This is a genomic window from Psychrobacter sp. 78a-MNA-CIBAN-0178, assembly GCF_040309625.1.
Classification (GTDB): Bacteria; Pseudomonadota; Gammaproteobacteria; order Pseudomonadales; family Moraxellaceae; genus Psychrobacter; species Psychrobacter okhotskensis.
In genome coordinates, this window is the sequence record NZ_JBEOOZ010000003.1 from 149,602 (window position 1) to 170,186 (window position 20,585).

Annotated in this window: 15 protein-coding genes; 5 read left to right on the forward strand and 10 right to left on the reverse strand. The window is 43.8% G+C overall.

The window, feature by feature from the left end:
• Nucleotides 1-252: 252 nt before the first annotated feature.
• Entirely contained in the window at nucleotides 253-909 is a 657-nt protein-coding gene (locus AAEY80_RS03680) for a YiaD family glycine zipper/OmpA-like lipoprotein (RefSeq protein WP_025652341.1), read from the reverse strand.
• A 402-nt stretch (nucleotides 910-1,311) separates the two neighbouring features.
• Between AAEY80_RS03680 and yihG the strand changes: the two genes are divergently transcribed.
• The 5 genes from yihG to minE all read left to right on the forward strand — a co-directional run bounded on the left by yihG (nucleotide 1,312) and on the right by minE (nucleotide 6,354).
• On the forward strand, nucleotides 1,312-2,268 hold the full coding sequence (gene yihG / locus AAEY80_RS03685) for a 1-acylglycerol-3-phosphate O-acyltransferase, YihG family (RefSeq protein ID WP_025652340.1): 957 nt from the start codon (nucleotides 1,312-1,314) through the stop codon (nucleotides 2,266-2,268).
• 486 nt (nucleotides 2,269-2,754) lie between these two features.
• Nucleotides 2,755-3,834, forward strand: coding sequence for a hypothetical protein (locus AAEY80_RS03690; RefSeq protein WP_407074180.1), 1,080 nt, complete (start codon nucleotides 2,755-2,757; stop codon nucleotides 3,832-3,834).
• A 127-nt stretch (nucleotides 3,835-3,961) separates the two neighbouring features.
• Complete coding sequence (gene minC, locus AAEY80_RS03695) at nucleotides 3,962-4,804, forward strand: septum site-determining protein MinC (RefSeq protein WP_025652338.1); 843 nt, start codon at nucleotides 3,962-3,964, stop codon at nucleotides 4,802-4,804.
• A gap of 444 nt (nucleotides 4,805-5,248) precedes the next feature.
• Nucleotides 5,249-6,061 carry a septum site-determining protein MinD gene (gene minD, locus AAEY80_RS03700; protein WP_010201589.1) on the forward strand — a complete coding sequence of 271 codons (813 nt, stop codon included), beginning with the start codon at nucleotides 5,249-5,251 and terminating at the stop codon, nucleotides 6,059-6,061.
• A 2-nt stretch (nucleotides 6,062-6,063) separates the two neighbouring features.
• Nucleotides 6,064-6,354, forward strand: coding sequence for a cell division topological specificity factor MinE (gene minE / locus AAEY80_RS03705; RefSeq protein ID WP_025652337.1), 291 nt, complete (start codon nucleotides 6,064-6,066; stop codon nucleotides 6,352-6,354).
• Between the two features lie 123 nt (nucleotides 6,355-6,477).
• Here minE and AAEY80_RS03710 read toward each other — a convergent pair whose 3' ends face one another.
• The 9 genes from AAEY80_RS03710 to pilG all read right to left on the reverse strand — a co-directional run bounded on the left by AAEY80_RS03710 (nucleotide 6,478) and on the right by pilG (nucleotide 20,121).
• Nucleotides 6,478-7,086, reverse strand: a complete 609-nt coding sequence (locus tag AAEY80_RS03710; protein ID WP_307783247.1) for a cytochrome b — start codon at nucleotides 7,084-7,086, stop codon at nucleotides 6,478-6,480.
• Nucleotides 7,087-7,138: 52 nt separating this feature from the next.
• Nucleotides 7,139-7,720 carry a hypothetical protein gene (locus tag AAEY80_RS03715; RefSeq protein WP_350587906.1) on the reverse strand — a complete coding sequence of 194 codons (582 nt, stop codon included), beginning with the start codon at nucleotides 7,718-7,720 and terminating at the stop codon, nucleotides 7,139-7,141.
• Between the two features lie 17 nt (nucleotides 7,721-7,737).
• Complete coding sequence (locus tag AAEY80_RS03720) at nucleotides 7,738-8,739, reverse strand: chemotaxis protein CheB (protein WP_201565509.1); 1,002 nt, start codon at nucleotides 8,737-8,739, stop codon at nucleotides 7,738-7,740.
• Complete coding sequence (locus AAEY80_RS03725) at nucleotides 8,729-15,751, reverse strand: Hpt domain-containing protein (RefSeq protein WP_350587908.1); 7,023 nt, start codon at nucleotides 15,749-15,751, stop codon at nucleotides 8,729-8,731. Before AAEY80_RS03725 ends, AAEY80_RS03720 begins: the two co-directional genes overlap by 11 nt.
• A 30-nt stretch (nucleotides 15,752-15,781) precedes the next feature.
• Entirely contained in the window at nucleotides 15,782-16,732 is a 951-nt protein-coding gene (locus tag AAEY80_RS03730) for a CheR family methyltransferase (RefSeq protein ID WP_025652333.1), read from the reverse strand.
• Nucleotides 16,733-16,881: 149 nt separating this feature from the next.
• Nucleotides 16,882-18,282, reverse strand: a complete 1,401-nt coding sequence (locus tag AAEY80_RS03735) for a methyl-accepting chemotaxis protein (protein ID WP_201577378.1) — start codon at nucleotides 18,280-18,282, stop codon at nucleotides 16,882-16,884.
• 201 nt (nucleotides 18,283-18,483) lie between these two features.
• On the reverse strand, nucleotides 18,484-19,014 hold the full coding sequence (locus tag AAEY80_RS03740) for a chemotaxis protein CheW (protein ID WP_025652331.1): 531 nt from the start codon (nucleotides 19,012-19,014) through the stop codon (nucleotides 18,484-18,486).
• A 3-nt stretch (nucleotides 19,015-19,017) separates the two neighbouring features.
• Nucleotides 19,018-19,380: a response regulator gene (locus tag AAEY80_RS03745; protein WP_025652330.1), complete on the reverse strand. Its 363-nt coding sequence runs from the start codon at nucleotides 19,378-19,380 to the stop codon at nucleotides 19,018-19,020.
• Nucleotides 19,381-19,743: 363 nt separating this feature from the next.
• Nucleotides 19,744-20,121, reverse strand: coding sequence for a twitching motility response regulator PilG (pilG, locus tag AAEY80_RS03750; RefSeq protein ID WP_010201623.1), 378 nt, complete (start codon nucleotides 20,119-20,121; stop codon nucleotides 19,744-19,746).
• Nucleotides 20,122-20,585: the final 464 nt, after the last annotated feature.

Sequence of the window (20,585 nt, forward strand, 5' to 3'; positions counted from 1 at the left end):
TTACTGTCAAATCTGCCAAACGGTATCATTAATATTACTGAAATATTATTGCTAGAATATTCAAATATTTGCGAATTATAATGTTATTGATAACTATTATCAAACATAATTTGCCGTTTTGGTCTAGTCGGTACTCTTGATAATTTAGTGGCGCAAATTTTAAGCACAAAAAAGGCCAGCATATTGCTGACCCTTTTTAACAGTGTTCTTAATGTAAATAGATACTAATATAAATAGCTACTAAGTAATGGCTTAGTTTACGCTCTGTGGCGAGTTAATCGTTAGCTCAACACGGCGGTTTTGTTGACGACCATAATCAGTGTTGTTATCCGCTACTGGGCGTGATTCGCCATAAGCAACAACATTAACACGGTTAGAAGCCACACCGCGAGCTGTCAGATAGTTAGCTACTGAGTAAGCACGATCACGTGATAGACCCATGTTGTATGATGCTGAACCTTTGCTATCAGTGTGACCTGCGATGTTAACAGTGGTCTTATTATACTGATTCATCGTCGATGCTAGCTTATCAAGGGTTGGCTTGAAAGATGAGCTCAATGTAGCATCATCAAATGAGAAGGTAATGCTACCTGGCATAACCAAGTCAATGTTACCAGTCGTAGGGTTTTGTTCAACCGTGACGCCTGTACCAGCCATTTGTTGTTCAAGCTGCTTAGCTTGACGCTCCATGTAGTAACCAACGCCTGCACCCAATGCTGCACCAATAGCAGCATCACGACCAGTTTTGTCGCCGCCCGTTGCTTTTGAGATAGTCGCGCCACCTAAAGCACCCGCTAGTGTACCAACAGCCGTTTTATTCAAACGTTGCTGTCCAGTGTTTGGATCTGTTGTACAACCACTCAATGCTAGACCAGATGCGACTGCGGCAATCATTAATGTATTACGCATAATATTTCCTCTTAAGTTTAAAAAAATGGTTAAATTGTACTTTTTATAGAAGATTATTCATTAATCTTATTTAGGTGCTTATTTACACTCGTCATTATTATGGCAATTACCATCTATTCATGTGTAATATTTTGTCACATCTATGTATGAGAAGTGCAGAAGGCTTGCCAGTTTTTTTCTAACGCTAGCGATGTCTGCCATGACTAGTCACGTTTACAGTCGTACACTATCATTAATTTCTGCTAAAATCATGCAATAAAGTTGACCCTAAAGTAGCGCTAATAAAAGCTATAAGCATATAGCACGCGTTCAACCTTAACAAAACGCCAAAAACTTCGACGATAGCGACTCCAGAAATGGAGCATTTATATATTAATAATATCGATAGAAAAGGGATTAAACATGCGCCTGACCTCTACTATTCAAAAAATACATCAACGCGCGCCTAAATTGGGCAAAGCGGTCTCGCTGACCACCGCAGCCAGTGTCATCGCAGCCAATAGCTTTGGTTATAGTATTCCCTTATGGCTAATGGGTGCGACCAAAATAATTACTGGCGCCCCTATTGCGGATAAAACCGTGATAAAAATTGCTGCCCACTGGATTAGTAGTAATAATGCTTTAATCGATAATATGTTGCCACGCAAAGATTGGCGTATCAATTTGCCCAATGATGTTCATATGGATGGCAAATATCTACTGGTTAGCAATCATCAGTCGTGGGTCGATACCAGTATCGTGCAATACATTGGTGAAAAGCGCCTGCCCCTCACCCGATTTTTTACCAAGTTTGAGCTGATTTATATCCCAATCGTTGGCCAAGCTTTTTATTTTTTAGACTTCCCGATGATGCGCCGCCATTCTAAAGAAAAGGTTGCCAAAAACCCTGCCCTAAAAGGCAAAGACATCGAAGAAGCCAAACGTGCTTGTGCGCTCTTAAAAGACAAGCCATTTACCTTATTGAACTACCTAGAAGGCACGCGCTTTACCCAAGAAAAACACGCCAAACAAGGCTCGCCTTATACGCATTTACTGAAACCGCGTGCAGGTGGTTTGGCGCTCGCAGTCAATGCACTAGGAGATGATATCGACGGTATTTTGGACATGACCATCGTTTATCCTGATGGCGTGCCAACCTATGGTGATTTGTGGAAAGGCAATATTAAGCGCTTGGGCGTTGATGTTCGACACATTAAGATACCTGATGAATTGTTTGCTGGTATCAAAAATGGTGGCTACGAAGAAGATGAGTCAATCAAGGCGAAGATGTTTGATTGGGTTGAGCAGATATGGCGTCAAAAAGATGACCTTATTACGACGATGCTGGCTGACTTTGCAGACAATCCGCAGAGCAAATAGGCTAAAGATAACTTATTTTTTCAGTAAACCTTCAAACCACAATGGTGCCATACTTTTTACGCTGCTATTTAAATACTAAAGACTGGCTGTGGCGTGTCCTCATTTTGAAAATAGTGATAAAAATAAGATAAATGGCAGCTGAACAGAGAAAATAGTACGGATAATATCGAGAGATTAGCAAGCTACTTGACGAAGTTTGGCAAATATTTAGCCGTTTTTAGCGCATTTACTGCTTAAGGTTCAGATTGAGAACACACCCTAATATCAAGGTTACTCAATTTGTATAAAATACCAAATTATAATGGTTGATGGGTTGTTTTTTGATGCCATTCATTGATAATGTGAATAGTCATTAAAACGCTCGCTTATTTAGTAATCATGTCCTCACTAGCAGTGCCTACTGATGACATGATTTCTTATGCCATTTCTTACTAATAAGGTATGACTGTGCCCGCCTCTCCCACTAAAAGCTCGCCGATAGCAGCAATGCCAAATGAGTCATCGAACTTAGCAAACAGTCAGTCTCCGAGCACTCATTCCTCGATCGAGCAGCCGCCACGATTAAATCGTCCCAAGCCAAGTCGCTTTAAGCTGACGTATGACATCTTGATGATTGTTGCTATTAGTATTGATCTTTTATTGATCAGTATCGATGCCATCTTGATGAGTGGTTTTAGTAGTAATGTCGCAGGATGGCTGGCATTGAGTGATGCGCTCAACTGGTATCAGAACACCTTGCACGATCCATTGCGTACGGCGGGTGGCTTTTTTACCATATTTTTAATCGTAGAATTGTTGGTACGTTGGGCGATTGCCGTTAAGCAAAAAGCTTATTATCGCTGGTTCTTTTTTCCCTTTGTCCATTGGTATGAAGTGTTAGGCTGTTTTCCACAGCTACGCGCGCTACGGTTATTTCGGGTGGTGGTCATCGGCCGCCGGCTATATCAGCTTGGCTATCAAGTACTGCCGCAGTCATGGATTGCTCGTATCAAGTTCTATATTGAGCTGTTATTAGAAGAGTTGTCAGATAGGGTAATTTTGACGACCATCGACAACTTTCGTCAGCAACTTACCAACCCTGAAACGCACAAGTCCTTTATCGAATCAACGATTGCGCGCAATCGCCATGAGATTGAAGCCGCCCTGTTGTCGCTACTACGCACAGAACTGGCGCCAAAACTACAAGCGCTGACCGCCTCGCCGGGAGGTAGCAATATGATAGCCGGTGCGATGGGCGAAGCGATTAAGGAAGGTTTGGCCAATACGCCTGAGTTGCGTCGCTACTTGCGCATGATACCAATCGCCGGCGGCTTGATTGAGTCACAATTGCAGCATGTCGGACACAATATCGGTGAAAACGTAGTCATTGCTCTAAACGAGCGGCTACTCGATGCAGAACGCCTCGATGCATTGATGGTCGCTATTGCCAGCGGCGTGGCGCAAATCGATACCAATAACACAGCGCTGGATACTTTAATTTCGAGTATCATTGAGGACAGTTTGACAGAGTTTGAGGCACAGGTAAAAGTACAGCAATGGAAGCACCAAGATATGCTTAACTTATAAAATCTTGCTAAAAATAGCTGACAAATAGCTAGTACCTGATAGATAACCAGCACCTAATAAATAACCACTAAATAATAATAAATATAGTACGCATGCAGCAATACGACATTTTTTGAGGATCAATCTTATGACGGTTTCAGACAACGACAGCAGCGCACAAGCCCCGAGTAGCATCCCTGCTCTCGCCTTTTATGGCAAGATGCTCACCTTTTCGCGTTTGCAGTTCAGTACCAATGATTTGAGCGCTATCGAATCTCAGCTTGCCGAAACGCTCAGCAACAAATCCAGCAATATCCCTATCCTTATCGATAGCGAGGTCGAACAAGACCTGTCAGCATTGGTAGAGCTATTATGGTCATGGGGCGTACAACCTATCGGTGTCGTAACAGGTGTATTAGATGCCCAAGCGCGAGAACAACGATTGGCAATCTTCCCTGCTGATGGCAAACGTATCGAGCGTATTTTACCCAGCAAAAAAGCCACTGCTCAGGTCAGTAAAGCATCAGAAGCCAAAAGTACAGAGTCAACCAGCACGAATGACGTAGCCGCAGCGTCTGAACCCGCACTTGAGACAGCGACCGAGACGACTCTCTCTAATATTCCAGCAGAGACTTTAGTCAGCGCTGAGCATATTACCAGCCTCATCTATGATCAAATGCTGCGCTCAGGACAAAGCCTTAACCACGTCGGTGGGGATTTGATTTTGACCAACAGTGTCAATAGTGGCGCTGAAGCCATTACCGACAACAGCTTGCATGTTTATGGCCGCGCCCAAGGCCGTTTGGTCGCAGGAGCCACGGGTGATAAAGATGCTCGTATTTTTTGTCAGGTCTTTAACCCCTCTTTGGTATCGGTCGCCGGCACTTACTGCCTACGAGACAACTTACCCGAACACGTGATCGACAAGCCCGTACAAGTACGCTTTATAGAGGGTCAAGGCTTGGTCTTTACCGTGATGGATGAGGCTTAGACGCCTAGTGGTATATTGCTGCTTATGTATAAATGCCCAAGAAAATCTCTGTAGTGGCTATCTATAGTAGCTACCTTCTGTAATAACTATAGATAGTCAATACTTATATGGTCACTACTTGATAGTCATAATGCGTTTAGGGCTAGGCGACTCGTTTAATATTATAGTAAGTTTATTTAACAAAACTGCCCTATGCTAATCTGCTGTCTCTGCCACTATTTACTATGTTTGCGAGCGCTGACAGCCAGTAGCAGCAGTACTTAACACAGATATTGGCTGTTTTTGAGCTTTAGTGCAGACTTGCTATAAATTTTTGTTTATATATGCTAGGCTTACGCTCGCAGGTAGCGCATATATTGCATGTGAATAATAAGTATGCAAAGCATAAGTAAATGCGCTATTTTATTTAATAGATATCCCATTGATTCATAGGAGTGTGCCATTGTGGCGAAGATTGTTGTAATCACTTCAGGTAAAGGCGGTGTGGGCAAAACCACCACGAGTGCCTCTTTTGCTGCCGGTTTGGCGTTGCGTGGCTATAAGACGGTTGTTATCGATTTTGATGTAGGTCTACGTAACCTAGACTTGATCATGGGCTGTGAAAATCGAATTGTTTATGACTTTGTAGACGTCATCAGCGGTAACGCTCGCTTATCACAAGCACTGGTCAAAGATAAGCAGCTTGAAAACTTATATATCCTGCCTGCCAGTCAGACGCGTGATAAAGATGCGCTGACCGACGAAGGGGTGTCCGAAGTAATGGCTGAGCTGTCTAAGCAGTTCGACTATATCATTTGTGATTCGCCTGCTGGCATCGAGCGCGGTGCTCAGTTAGCGATGTATCATGCTGATGAAGCGATCATCGTGACCAACCCTGAGATCTCCTCAGTACGTGACTCGGATCGTATCATCGGTATTTTACAAAGCCGCACCAAAAAAATCGAAGAGAACCAAGGCTCTATCCGTGAGCATTTGGTTATCACTCGTTATAATGCCGAACGTGCAGCAGCGAATGAGATGATGGACATCGATACCATCTCTAACGATATCTTAAAAGTACCCCTACTTGGCGTTATTCCTGAAAGCCATTCAGTGCTTGAAGCATCTAACCACGGTGAGCCGGTGATCCATTATACCGATTCTATCGCTGGTCAATGTTATGATGACATTGTCGCCCGTTTCTTAGGCGAAGAGCGTCCGTTACGTCATATTGATGTGAAGAAAAAGAGTCTATTACAGCGCTGGTTTGGGGGTTAATGATGAGTAAGAAAAAAGGATTTTGGAGTAGTTTGTTCGGTACTGATGATGGCAACACTGTCGGTAGCGCCAACCTAGCCACTGAGCGTCTCAAGGTTATCGTTGCAAGTGAAAATCGCTTAAACAACCGCTTAACGGCGGATCGTATCGAAAAAATGAAACGTGAAATATTAGAAGTGGTGAATAAGTACGTCAATGGCGTGCAAATTGATGATGTGAACATCAATCATCGTTCTGAAGACAGCTTAGATGTGCTAGAGATGAATATCAATTTGCCTGAGCATAAGAAGTAATCTGCCCAAAAGCATATGGAAAAGCGCCCGCATTAAGCTCTAATTTAAAAACACTTCATCTAAAAAGCCCTCAGTATCGTACTGAGGGCTTTTTTGTGGGTATATATTTTGCTGAATTATTAGTCATTTTATACGAGCCATCAGACTGTCTTTTTTGACAAATTGATGATACAAAGCCGCGCCAATATGTAGCACAGTAAAAGCAATAATCATGGGCCAAATAATATCGGTATGTAAGTCATTATAAAAACGCGCTAAACCCCTATCTGGCGTGACAAAGATAGGAATCTGAAATAAGCCAAATATGTCTACTGGTCGACCACCATAGACGGACATCAGCAAGCCAGCTAGTGGCATCGCAATTAACAAAGCATAGAGCACAAAGTGCGACAGCTTTGATATCAATAGCTGCCATTTTGGCATTGGTAATGCTGGTGGTGCTTTGGTAAAGACGCGATTAATAACCCGCGCTATCATCCAACATAACAAGCTGATGCCAAACGCCTTATGCAAACCAATATAGAGATTGCTATCAAGATTTTGGTATAACAGGATCATGATCCACGTTACCAGTAATAAAACCGCACTGATCCAGTGAAATAAGCGGCTAGCGACTGACCACTTGGAAACACTCGCATTGATATTATTCATAAGCTGCCCTACTACCTCTGACCAACATTTATAGATAAAGACAGCAGCTAACGGCATGACCATCGCGGCTGGGTTAGTCATAACTAGGTTTATAATGAATCGTTATTCACTATCAGCCCTCTTACTAAACAAGCTAGCTGTCTAAATCAACCAATTGATGCGCAATTTTATCCAAATCGGGCACCAAGTAAGGAATACTATCGATAATTACGGTTTGAAACAAGTAGGATTGTACAACGTTTTCTTGAAAACGCTCTTTGACATAGTCAATTTCGCCACCGGTCGGGTTTTCACCAGTCGCTTCAACAGTCTTATTATCGATATTTTTCGCTTTTTTAGCATCGTTATGGCTTAGATTATCAGCGTGATACTGCTCTGGAAGCTCACCATCCTTAACCTCAGAGATACGCACCTGCAGTTGGCGCAGTTCACCAGCTGTCTGTAACGCCATGCGATGGGCCGCCGTATTGCCTTCTAATACGATGATTTTATCTGGCACCTGCTCGCTAGATAGCAAATGGAATACAGCCACTTCTTGTTGTTGCCACAGATAAGTCCAGATATGCTCATCAAGAGGATCCACACTCAAAATCAAACTGCTCGGAATGATCCAATCAGGCTGATTGAATGCTGGGACGATAGTGACATCGAGCATACCGTTGTTCGTGGTCAGCAAACTTACTGCTTCAAACGAATGCTTTAGAATTTCTTTCATAAGTCGCTCACAATAGATTAATACGAAGAGGCAACCGCCACTCTTTCACCAATATAGTCGGTAAGTTTTTGTGCTAAAGCCACTGGGCTACCAATAAAATCGCAGTATCCAGAATCAATAATTGCCTGTGGTTGGCTGGGACAAGCACTTACCTTTGGATCTTGTACCCATAACTGACTGTCATTGTCTTGAATTAAGTCCAGATGCTGAGCCCCATCGTTGCCCATACCTGAAAAAATAATGTTAATCAGCTCACTACCATATACATCGCTGGTGTTTTTTAGGATTTGACCGATAGCAGGCTTATAATCACCATCCCATGCTTTATCAAGCAATATAATCCGACCAGTCGAATCGCAGACAATTTGCTTGTCAATAGGAGCAATTAAACACTGACCTGACTGCAAACGTTGTGATGAGGTAATCACCTGACAGCGCCAGTCATTATGGCGATTAAGTATACGTGGCAGCGTACCAATCATGGTCTGATTGAAATGATGCGCCAATAAGATACAAATGGGTAGCGTGGGTGACAAATTATCTAAGAATTCTTTGACAGCGCTAGGGCCACCCATAGACGCCCCCAAGAACACCACGTAACGCCAATCGCTGGTATCACTCTGGTAAGCTTGGGTATCCACCAATGCTGGTAGAGACAACATCTGCGCAAGTTTACGCTTTAGTTTACGTTGCCATTTAGCATACTGCTGCGCCTCATTTAGATAAGGCGCTTGACTAAAACCCACCAACACTCCAATCGATTGAGACACAGTAGTAGCCGTGGCAACGCCGTCATCATAATCACTGTCTATTAGCCAGATATCAATAGGTGCTTCATAAAGTTCAAACTTGGTATTCAGCTGCGCCCGTGTCACACAATCAACCAATATAAAACCACAACTGCGTACGGTATCCGAAAAGGCCATGCGCTGGTGATGGTCTTCTGCGACCACCAGCACCTTGATATCATTTTGGTTTTTTTCTTTGAGCGCTAATAGAGCAGGTACATTATCCTTCATGAGTCAAGCTGACCTCTTCACCCAATAGCGTTTGGATTTTATTGAGTAGCTCGTTTTCTTGGAAGGGTTTACCCATATAATCGTTCACCCCAATTTCCAGAGCACGCTCGCGATGCTTTTCACCAGTACGTGAGGTAATCATGATAATTGGGATATGCTGCAAGCGTTTATTATGACGTATTTGAATGGCCACTTCGAAGCCATCCATGCGCGGCATCTCAATGTCCAAGAGGATGAGATCCGGTATCGTTTCTTGTAGTATCTCAATCGCATCGACACCGTCTTTGGCAACGGCAACTTTGTAGCCTTGACGCTCTAAGAAGCGCGACGTGACTTTACGTACCGTGACCGAGTCATCGACGACCATCACTGTTGACTGAGACTCCAAACGTCTGTGCTTAGAGCCAGTAGACGAGGCAACTTCTTTGAGCACTGGCGCATTACGCATCAAGGCAATCAAATCTAAGATAAGCATGACCGAGCCATCACCCATGATGGTAGCAGCGGAAATACCTGATAGGTTGGAGAATTGTTGCCCTAACGGTTTTACCACGACTTCGATACGCGAGCCAGCTATCTGATCGACCTGCAGGGCAATATTCTGTCCAGTACGGTTTTTAATGATAATCACCGGCAAGCTTGTATTGGTATTGACCACCAATTCATTGAGTTTATTGCCTGATAAAATCTCATTTAAATAACGCACGCGATAATCATTGTCTTCAAAGTTGAGGGTCGCATCATTTGACTGATAGTAGTCATAAAGCTTTTCTGGGTTAATACGTACCACACGCTCAATCTGAACCAATGGTATGGCATAGTAGCGATCTGCTGCCCGCACTACTAGGGCATCCGACACTGCTACTGTGAGTGGTAAACGCATGGTAAAGCGCGATCCTTGACCAAGCTCAGAGACTACAGATACTACGCCACCTAACTGACGAATCTCGCTGATAACGACATCCATGCCAACGCCGCGCCCTGAGATTTGCGTTAATTGCTTACTGGTACTCAAGCCTGCATTAAAAATATACTGCATGATATCAAGATCCGTCAGACTACTATCGTCTGCATCGATAAGACCTTGAGCAATTGCTTTGCTGCGAACCGCTTCGACATCGATACCGCGCCCATCATCGGACAAGTTGATGACAATTTCACTGCCTTCACGCAGTACTTCTAAAGTAATGTTACCACTGCGTGCTTTACCAGCTTTTAGACGGTTTGCGCTGTCTTCGATACCATGATCGACAGCGTTACGTAGCATATGCTCAAGCGGCGACGTAATGCGCTCTAGAATGGTTCTATCCATCTCGTCATCGGCATTAATAATCGTTAGATCAACAGACTTGTTAAGCTCATTGGCCGTTTGACGTACGGTACGCTCAAGGCGCGGTGTCAAGCGCGTAAATGGCACCATACGCGAGTTCATCAAGCCATCTTGTAGCTCAGTTTGCGTCCGCGACAGCTGTAATAATAAGCTCTCGCTATCTCGGGTCTTTTCTAACAGTGTATGATTGATATCAACCAAATCCGATGCTGACTCCGTCAGGGATTTTGATAACTGATTCAAAGAGGAGTACTGATCCATCTCTAACGGGTCAAAGCCTTCATGGCTGATCAGCTCATCATCTATCTGCGATAAAATCTGAGCTTCAAGCTCAATCTCCATTCGACGTAACTGATCCGCCAAACGCTGTACCGTGATGCCCATCTCTTCAAGGCTGTTGGTCAAGCTACTCATACCCATGTCAATACGAGCACGGTTAATCGCTGACTCACCAGACAAGTTAATCATATGCTCGATTAGACCACCTGAGATACGAATCATCTCATTGCTACTAGCGCTCTGCTCTTGCCCAGTGAACTTGCCGACCATCGATGGCATCTTACTGATGTCTTTGACCCTACCATCTGAATTTTGCTTTTCCTTGGCGGTCAAGATAGCTTTTCGCTGCCCTTGCAGCGATTCATCAGGTATTTGTTTTAGGCTATCAGGATTTTTACTGAATACTTGTAGCGCCTCTATCAACAATCCAGGTGTTGGCGGGTTGACCCGCTCTTTTAGAATAAACAGAGCATCTGCTAACCAATCATGACAAGCCACCAGTAACTCTTGGACTTTTTTCGTTGCAGGACGGCGACGACTAGCAAGGTCTTCGTAGACTGCTTCCATTTCGTGTGACAAGTCCGCTATGCCATTTGCTGCGACCATTCTTGCGCCACCTTTAAGGGTATGTAGGTCACGCTGTAGCGCTTGCAAGGCAACGGTATCGCTCACGTTATCTAAGAATAACTGCAAATATTGATTATTATTGGTAAGCGCTGCCGCTTCTTCTAAAAACACTTCTAAGATATCAGGGTCCGGTAAGCCATTGGCCCATGACTGCTTAATCATTCTATCAAGCGTTAATACTTCTGTGGTCTTGACATTACTGTCTGTCGCATCATTAGCAAAAACTTGCGGCTCAGCGTCAGCATGGTTTTTTGGCACCGGTACAATCAGATTGACATTATCTGGTAATGCTTGTGCTTTCTCAAACTGTTGCAGCTGCTCAATAAGTTCAGGTGCAAAAAACGATTGCTGATGCTTGACCATATGCATCACTTGCAACGACAAGGTATCTTGCACGATTTGCATAATCTCAAGCCACTGGGTGGTTGGCTCGCGTCTATGCTCTACAAAGGCTTCGTAAATACTCTCCGCCTCATGAGTCAAGTCTCCAATACTACGGATACCTGCCATGCGCGCACCACCTTTAATGGTATGCAAATGACGCTGCAATACTTTTAGAGTATTGATGTTAGAGATGTCCGCACGCCATTTGTTAAAGCTCTCGGCAAGCGCATCATCGAGCTCTTGCGCTTCTTCTAAAAAGATCTCTAACAATTCAATATCGGTATCGATAGACTCTAGCTGCAACTCAGGGGCAGAGACACTTTGCACGCTAGGCAGATCATCATTATACTCGTCGATAGCCTCATCACTGCTGGCAGTGCCATTAGCAATACGCTGTAAACCTTCAAGCACTTGCTCATCAACTTTTAGTGAGGTACTACCAGCCAAGGCATCGAATAGCCCTACTAGCTGAGCATGTCCAGCCAGTAACGTGGTTTGAATAGCAGCATCAGCTGCTGTTTCAGGATGATCATTTAAGTAAGTATAAGCCGCTGCTAATGCACCAAGAATCGCGCTGAATTTTGGAAACTCTAGCGCTTTGCTAGATAGATAATTTATTTGGGCAAGTTGTTGCTCTATATATGTCTGAACCTGCTCACTATCAGAGTGACTCAGCGCCTCATTTAACTGCCATTCAGCATCGAGCAACTCATCAATATTTTCATCTAATAGCTGATCTATAGTGGGCTTGTTATTCGTAATTTCGCTATGATCGCCGATGGCATACTGCTCACCCAGCATGGCTTGTAATGAGGCAATATCTTGCTGGCTTTGCGACTCTTCTGTCGATATGGTTTGCTGCTGGGCATTCTGTTTGTAATTATTGAGGTAGCCATCCATCAGTGTCACAGACTGGGCTAATGCTTCTAGGTGTTGCGCATTCATAGAAGCATCCTGCTGTTGTAATAGCTCTAAGCTTTGCTCAATCATCGCACTGACTTCGCTAATCGCCGCTAAAGCACTAGAGCCAGACGCGGCTCTTAGGGTATGGAAGGCACGAACAATATCATCACTGACTGCAATGTGAGGCTGGCCTTGATGATCATCAACAAAGGTATTGATATCTTGTAATAGCGCTTCTGCTTCGTCGATAAAAATCTCAAAAAATGCTTTTTCTTCTGCATTTTGATGCGTCAAAATAACGGGTGCTTCTGCCATCATTGCATTAACCGAATGAATTGTCTGCAACATACTATCCATATTTTCAATGTCATCATTGCTACTATCATCATGAATACGGTCAATCGTGTCATCAGGCTGCACTGCAGAATACTGCTCAGTAGAGCTCAACGCTTGCTTATATAACTCAACATAGCTGAATTCATCGCCTAGTTGCTTACTAAAAGCGTTAGCACAAGTAATCCATAACGGCACCAATGCGGGGTAACCTTGACTGTTATTATTTTCAAAGGCAGTTAGCATGGCGGGATACGCGCCTAGCACATCGGCGATAAGCTGTCTTATATCGGCTGACGCGACGATACTCTTATCCAAAATGCGATTGAGCATGTTTTCTATAGACCATGCTAGCTCGCCACTATAGTTGGCGCCTACCATGCGACCAGAACCTTTTAGCGTATGGAATCCACGACGAATATCCGCCAAATCGCTTAAATCAGTGGGTGACAGCTGCCAATGCTCATATAAAGGCACGATGTCGGCCAGCACTTCATTGGCTTCTTCTATAAAGATTTCTTTAATATCAGGATCAGCATCATTCGCATCCGTTGGTAACTGCTCAGTCTCTTGCATAAAAGGAACGAGTACGGCTGGTAATGCTAAACCAGAAAGAGAGTCTATTGGATTTCTGTCTCCAGCCTCTTTCTGTACAGTTTGAGAATCATTAATCGTATCTGCAGCATCTGCCAACTCAGTAGAGTCAGCAATTGACATGGGCTCACCTAAGTCAAGAGTCTCATCTAATATAGAATCATCTTCGCTGAATACAATGCCTGATGGTGCAGCTATAGAAGTTTCTAAACCCGAGTTAACCGGCTGTCCTGTCATCAAGTTATGACTCTGTAAAATGGTTACCGCAGGATCAAAGCTTGGCGGTTGTTGTGCTGTAAAATCTGTAACCAAGACTGATAATCGCTTAGTGCTCTCTGTCACCAAGTCAACAACATCGTCCGTGACGGGTAATGTCTTATCCAACAGACGATTGAGCAGATCTTCGATGGCCCATGCCATCTCACTGATGCTAAAAGCACCAACCATGCGTCCTGATCCCTTTAAGGTATGAAAACCTCTGCGCACTTCTGTTAATGGCGTTAGATCTTGTGAGTCTTGCTGCCAAATCGGTAAAAAATCTTCTAAGTCCTCGACGACCTCTGTCACCTCTTCGATGAAAATGTCCCGAATGTCTTCATCTATATCAAAAGTGTCAGGTTTCACTTGTTCACGCGCGCGCAGCAAGTCTTCACTATCGCTTGCAGTGTTAAAGTTACCTACTACAGCACTATTCGTTATGAGGTTATCGCTCTCATCTTCTAATACAGTTTCATCGTCTACACTTGCTGTATCAAGGTTTGGCGTATTAGAAGCCTGGATATCAGAAGCTTGGTCATTGACGGCATGCTCAGTAACAGGCGCAATCTCCCCACTATCATCGTAGCGCAGCACATCAGTTGCCACAGGTTTTTGGCTAAGGAAACTGTGCTCAACACTTTCAGGCGCTTGAATATAGTCATTCAGCAGTATGGTAGCATTATCGATATGCTGATTTGCCAGCGCTAATAATGGTTGGTCAAAGACCTGCTGCGCCAGATAGTCTAGCAGCAGCTCTATAGAGGTCAAGCCCTCAGCCAACGCTTGAGTAACATTCCAACTGAGCACATTAACATCATGAGTCGTCAGTTGTACAAATAGGTTGGCTATCGCATCAGTCGCTTCACGGACTGAGGGCAAGCCCATCTCATCAAAAGTGTGGCCGATGTCTGTCAGCTCAGCCGTCTCAGGTAAGAGGGCAATATCTTGACGCTGTATATAGGCGTTAAAGCGCTGTTTTATGTCTTCAACAGCAATGCGCAGTTCACGTAAGTCTTTCGTAGCAGCGCTGCTGTCCGTACTAGCTCCTAACCGCGAGTCAGCGCTATCAGACCTCAAAGTAAAGTCAGCTGCGTCCCCTATTTTGGTAGATATCGTCTGTTCGGTATTATAAATAGCACTATATAGCTCTTGGAGCTGGCGTTCGATCTGCCATTGCTCTTGTGCAAACCCTGTTTCTGAGGAGAGAGCACGTTCGATATCTGCTAGAATAAATGCGACTTGTGACGCATAGAGTGTCCAACCTCGAGCTTCGAGCTGACTATTTATACGCTGTAATGGATTCAATAAAGTTTGCGGCTGATCAAGACTGAATATGAGCGTCTCAAGCTCACTCAATATGCGCGGTAAAAAACGCGAAGCCACAGTCTCACTTTGCGGTAAATTATTGAGAATAGATTGCGTATGCTCGCTACTTTGTGCAAGGCCACTTGACTCAATATAAATACTGGCTATCAAGTCTTTAATAACGCTCGATGCTAGCTTAGTCTGATGACCGCCTGACTCAATCACTTGCTCAAGCTGCGCTAATAATGGCGCATAGTGCTCAGGCAATGGTGTTTTATTGTGGGCAAGATCGTGCAGCCATAACTCGGTTAGATACCATAGACGCTGCACATCACCCTCTTTTGTGCTTTGCCATAAGTACTCACTGACTTTTTGCAAGAGGGCTAGTATAGAGGGCTGATTGCTATTAGCAGCTAACAATGCTTGTACTTGCTGACGCCAAACCAACAATAACTGCTGATATTGCTGAATGTCTAGATGGGCATCTGCCGCCGGGTTTGGTACGATTAATTCAATATCATCGATGACATTTTCAGCGCTAAAATCGCTATTAATCAAATGTTCGTGAGGTGTATTTTTAGTAGTGCTAGATGGCTGTGAAAAAAGATCTGTCGCAATACCTCGTCGTGATAGTGACTGAGTAAGATCAGCAGCGGCTCTATTGATCAAAGCCGTATGATGACTGCCTGTACGCATATACTGCGTCAGCTCACGTTGTAACAGACGATGAGAAAACCGACCACTGCGGCAATCGTCAGTAGTAAAGTCCTCTTGGCGACCAGCACCTGCCAACAGACTTAGCTTAGTCGCTAAGTCTGCCAATAAAGGCAGGTTAACCATAGTTAGAGCGCCACCAACTTGATGGTAGTGCTGTACCATTTGCTCGTAATTAGTGCTATCAGCGCCTAATTGCCAGCCATCAGATACTTGTGATAATTGCTGATTAAAAAGTGGTAGTAGCCACTCGAGCGTCACCATGTCATTGGGCTGGTTTTTCATAGGTTTATCCTAACTCGTCTAGGCGGTAATTTAGGCACTGATCTTTTGCCACGCATTAATCTGTGGGTGCGCAATACGGCGCATATTTGAAGGACGCCAAAACAACGCCTCACCTGGAGCCAATACAATATAACCACCTAAGGCACACTGCTCTGACAGCTTGGTCAGAATATCCCGTTGATCAAACTTACGAAAATATAGCAGCATATTTTGGCAGATAATGACCTGTTGTAGATGCGGGGTGGGTGGTTCTTGATTGATGATATTGTGTAAAGCAAAGCTAACATACTGCTGTAAAGTTGGCGCGATTTGCCAATGTACTCGAGTGTGACTGCTAGCATTTTTTAGTATAGATAAATCACAGGCAGTCGATTGTTCAGTCATAGTCTCAGGACGTAATGGATGAATAAATGGCTGGCAACAAGACGGAATTAACGTTTTTTGGCGTTGGTCGTACTGTGCCATACGTGCTTTTGTCAGTGCTTGCTGGCTGACATCAGTGCCTAATATGACATAGTTAACCAGCTGCTTCGATGCCAAACTCATGGCAAGCGACCAAGTCTCCTGCCCACTGGCACAACCGACACTCCAAATGCGAAACGTCTCATCAATACTATCATCTGTTAGCGTCAGGCACTGATGCTGCAAGGCACACTCTGTGACAAAATCTATAGAAGGCAAGTGGCGAAAGAAGCGACTTTCGTGAATCAGCACTTTATCCAATAGTTGCTGGCGCAGCGCATCGTTGTTCGGCAATTGACGCCATAGTTGCAGCGCTGATAATCCATTCGCAACAGCGGTACGATCAATCGCATTTACTAGCCACTGGCGTTGAATATCGGGTAAAACAAAGCCGATTTCTTGCTCTATATAGCGTTGCCATTGCTGCGTATCAAAACTATCATCTTGCCTTAAAGCTGTTACCGAATCGGAACTGGCTTTATCGACTATATTAGCGTCTTGTTGAGTACGATTATCCACGTGACCTGCTCTTGCTCCTGCTGCCCACTCTTAATATTAGAGCAGTCCTTTGATTAAAATCTCAAGATAACAACACCCTAAGCTTAATGGCTGTTTATGATGGCTAATAATTAATTATTAAGCATTAGCCATTAAGCAAAAGCGATTGATTAAGCATTGGCTACTAAGCTTTCTTCCACTTCTAACTGCTCATCATCGTTTGATACTTTAAAGCCCGTAACTGACTCTTGGAGAGCGGCAGCCATTTCACTTAGCTCGCCGATAGAGCGCGCTGTGGCCATCGTACCCGATGATGTTTGTGAAGTAATGTCTTGAATAATATTCATCGTATGAGAGATGTGACCAGCAGACTCAGCCTGTTGTTGGGCGGCGTTTGAGATATTTTGAATCAGATCTGCCAAGGTATTAGAAACGCTCTGTACTTCTTCTAGAGCTTCACCAGCATCTTTGGCCAAACGCGCACCGCGCACAACCTCAGAAGTCGTTGATTCCATTGACATCACGGCTTCGTTGGTATCTGCCTGAATAGTCTTTACCAAGGTTTCAATCTGTTTGGTGGCATTGGCTGAACGCTCAGCCAGACGTTGAACTTCATCAGCAACGACCGCAAAACCTCGACCAGCCTCCCCTGCCATTGATGCCTGAATAGCCGCGTTCAATGCCAATACGTTGGTCTGATCCGCAATATCATTAATCAAACCAACGATATCACCAATTTCTTGCGAAGATTCACCAAGACGTTTAATACGCTTTGAGGTCTCTTGAATCTGGTCACGAATAACATTCATGCCTTCAATAGAGCGCTGTACAACCTCTGCCCCGTTATAAGAGATGGCAACCGAGCGCTGGGCAACCGTTGCAGACTCTGCCGCGTTGTTCGAAACTTGGTCAATCGAGACGGTCATCTCATTAATCGCAGCCGATACGCCCGCGATTTCTTGCGCTTGGTTTTCTGAGGCTTCAGCAAGCTCAACGGCATTCATCTGGGTTTGTTCTGAGGACTGCGAGACGCGATCAGCCGTGCTGTTAATAACCAATACCAACTGACGCAATTGGTCAATGGCAAAGTTTACCGAATCAGCAATCGCCCCCGTAAAGTCTTCTGATACGGTCGCATTAACCGTCAAATCACCATCTGCCAAATCACCCAATTCATCAAGCAAACGCAAAATTGCGATCTGGTTACGCTCGTTTTCTTCTTGAATTTGACGAGCACGCTCAGATTCCGCTTCTGCTTCTTGGCGACGACGCAAGGTCTCTTTTTCGATGAGTAGACGCTCTGAGCCGCCACGTTGCTTGAGTAATTGGTATAGGGCAAATAAAATACCTACGACACCTATCACAAACAAAATCACCGGCAATACCACTGATTGATTGAAATTGGTCAGATATTGACTCACTGATGATAGTGAATTGACCAGCCAAATCAGACAGGCCACAGTCAATAAAGCAAAAAGCCCTAATAATAACTTCCAAGTATTATTAGCGTCTTTCACCGTGGGGGTCGTTTTACTATTACCAGCTACAGGGTTATTTATAACATCACTCATCTTGCGTATTCCTTTCGAACAATCGTCAAAGTCTTATCGTGACTGACTTCGACAATCATATTGTTATCAAAACAACAGTGATTAACAAAGCCTGTATGAATGCTGACATACAACCGTATCATGTCAGTCGGTATTTATTTTTATCGTGCTAGGTGCTAGCAGTCGAGTATTTTATGACAGCAAATACTCTATGACAGACAGTTATAGCGCCGCATCAGCGTACTGCAAATCTTGCACCAACAAGCTTGGCATAAAAATATACCAATCTTGTTCATTTTTAAAAAACTTGCCATGATTGTAAGGTGCAAATGGCGAGTCGTTTTCAAGGGCTTCTGGACGATATTGACCACGAGTAAACTGTTCAATACCTAGCACTTGATCGACAAGCAAGCCTGAGAACACATTGTCATGATCGATGACAATAACTTTACGTTGACTCATTTGTGCCAAGCGACTGGGCACCTGCAAAAACTCGGACAAGTCCGTCAGTGGTAATAGGCGTCCGCGAATATTAGCGATGCCGAGCATCCAGGGCTTTACTAAGGGCAAACTGGTGAACTCCGGCATGGTCAGTACTTCTGAAACCTGACCCATTGGTGCGACCAAACGCTGACCACCAATCTCGAATACTACCCCTTGCCAGTCGGATTCTTGTCCGCCGTGACGGCCACTTTTGCGCGCGCGTGCCAAATCTGCTAAACGCAGAAGCTCAATAAATCCTCTGGAAGCCACAAGTTACCCCATTACTTTGCGAATGACATTGACCAGACCATTTTCGTCAACTGGCTTGGTGATATATTCTTTAGCGCCTTGACGCTTACCCCAAACACGATCCGTTTCTTGATTTTTGGTGCTGATCATGATGACCGGAATATGCGACGTTGTTTTGCCACGTGTTATCTTACGGGTGGCCTGAAAACCATTCATTTCAGGCATAACCACATCCATCAAGATGACATCTGGTAAATGATCGGCTGCCATTTGACAACCTTGCTCACCATTTGTCGCTTCAAGGACTTGATAGTTGTTTTTTGCAAGCATGTCGCGAAATTTCGCCATCTCAGATGGCGAGTCGTCAATGACTAAAACAGTAGCCATGGAAATTTCCTTTATTTTCGATGATATCCGTTCGGATATATTGTTGAGACAAATCTATTAAAAATAATGCCTAATGCCTTGTTGGCAACACTATTTTTACGATGATACCTATTTTTACGGTGGTACCTATGAAATGACAAACACTGATTGATAACCATCATGATCACTGGGCTGTTTATAACGTGGTTATTTAACATCAACACTTCATTTATAAAGTATTCAATAATCACGGCAGCAACAGTTCACTTTCTTAATAACAGTCCTCTCAGCTACTTGCCTTAGCCGTAACGCTATATGCATTAATCATGCCAATATAACTGTCTAATTAACTGCCTAGCTATCAATTATATAGGCCGTTATGCATTAGCGATATTGGTTGATTGCCTCAAACAGCTCATCTTTACTAAATGGCTTAGTCAAGTATTCATCCGAACCTACGATACGTCCACGCGCTTTATCAAACAAACCATCTTTAGACGACAGCATAATCACAGGCTTACTGGCATAGTCAGGGTTATTCTTTATCAATGCACATGTCTGATAACCATCCAAACGTGGCATCATGATATCAACAAAAATGATATCGGGATTGTTATCAACAATCTTGGCTAAAGCATCAAAACCATCAATAGCGGTCACTACTTCGCAGCCCGCTTTTTGTAATAAAGTCTCTGCAGTACGGCGAATGGTTTTAGAGTCATCGATAACCATGACTTTCAAACCTTCAAAATTATTTTCCATTATCATTGTCCTATAAACGGCTATTATTCGTAGCACTATCTGCCAGTGCAAAATTTTAACAGTTATTTCAATTTATAAAATGGTTTATTCTTGGATTGAGATGAACGGTTAAGTTTGTATTTTACGCTGTCACGATCGCTAACATGTTCTCTATCAGTATTCGCCTATCAAGCATGGCGTTACCATCGGTTACTATACGCACTTTAGCGACAATTATCTTCGTGTATTAAGCGCTATTTTTGGCTTTTATTTTTTAAAAAACTGCCAGATGCTTGTGTTTATAAAGCAGCCTATCTGCTGACTCACTTTGCTTATAGAAATTTTTAGACTTGCTCAAAACTGGCAAGCCTAAACCTTGTCAGCATCATAAATTTAACTGGCTCGATATCTGTTGAAATGTACACAAAGGGTCAAAAGGGTTTAAGGTTGAGTAAAAACAATACTTACCTTACCGAATAATCTTC

What these genes read in the sequence shown, in the direction of transcription:
- AAEY80_RS03680 (WP_025652341.1), bottom strand. Translation starts at nt 909, where the DNA reads ATGCGTAATACATTAATGATTGCCGCAGTCGCATCTGGTCTAGCATTG.
- yihG (WP_025652340.1), top strand. Translation starts at nt 1,312, where the DNA reads ATGCGCCTGACCTCTACTATTCAAAAAATACATCAACGCGCGCCTAAA.
- AAEY80_RS03690 (WP_407074180.1), top strand. Translation starts at nt 2,755, where the DNA reads ATGCCAAATGAGTCATCGAACTTAGCAAACAGTCAGTCTCCGAGCACT.
- minC (WP_025652338.1), top strand. Translation starts at nt 3,962, where the DNA reads ATGACGGTTTCAGACAACGACAGCAGCGCACAAGCCCCGAGTAGCATC.
- minE (WP_025652337.1), top strand. Translation starts at nt 6,064, where the DNA reads ATGAGTAAGAAAAAAGGATTTTGGAGTAGTTTGTTCGGTACTGATGAT.
- AAEY80_RS03710 (WP_307783247.1), bottom strand. Translation starts at nt 7,086, where the DNA reads ATGACTAACCCAGCCGCGATGGTCATGCCGTTAGCTGCTGTCTTTATC.
- AAEY80_RS03715 (WP_350587906.1), bottom strand. Translation starts at nt 7,720, where the DNA reads ATGAAAGAAATTCTAAAGCATTCGTTTGAAGCAGTAAGTTTGCTGACC.
- AAEY80_RS03720 (WP_201565509.1), bottom strand. Translation starts at nt 8,739, where the DNA reads ATGAAGGATAATGTACCTGCTCTATTAGCGCTCAAAGAAAAAAACCAA.
- AAEY80_RS03725 (WP_350587908.1), bottom strand. Translation starts at nt 15,751, where the DNA reads ATGAAAAACCAGCCCAATGACATGGTGACGCTCGAGTGGCTACTACCA.
- AAEY80_RS03735 (WP_201577378.1), bottom strand. Translation starts at nt 18,282, where the DNA reads ATGAGTGATGTTATAAATAACCCTGTAGCTGGTAATAGTAAAACGACC.
- AAEY80_RS03745 (WP_025652330.1), bottom strand. Translation starts at nt 19,380, where the DNA reads ATGGCTACTGTTTTAGTCATTGACGACTCGCCATCTGAGATGGCGAAA.
- pilG (WP_010201623.1), bottom strand. Translation starts at nt 20,121, where the DNA reads ATGGAAAATAATTTTGAAGGTTTGAAAGTCATGGTTATCGATGACTCT.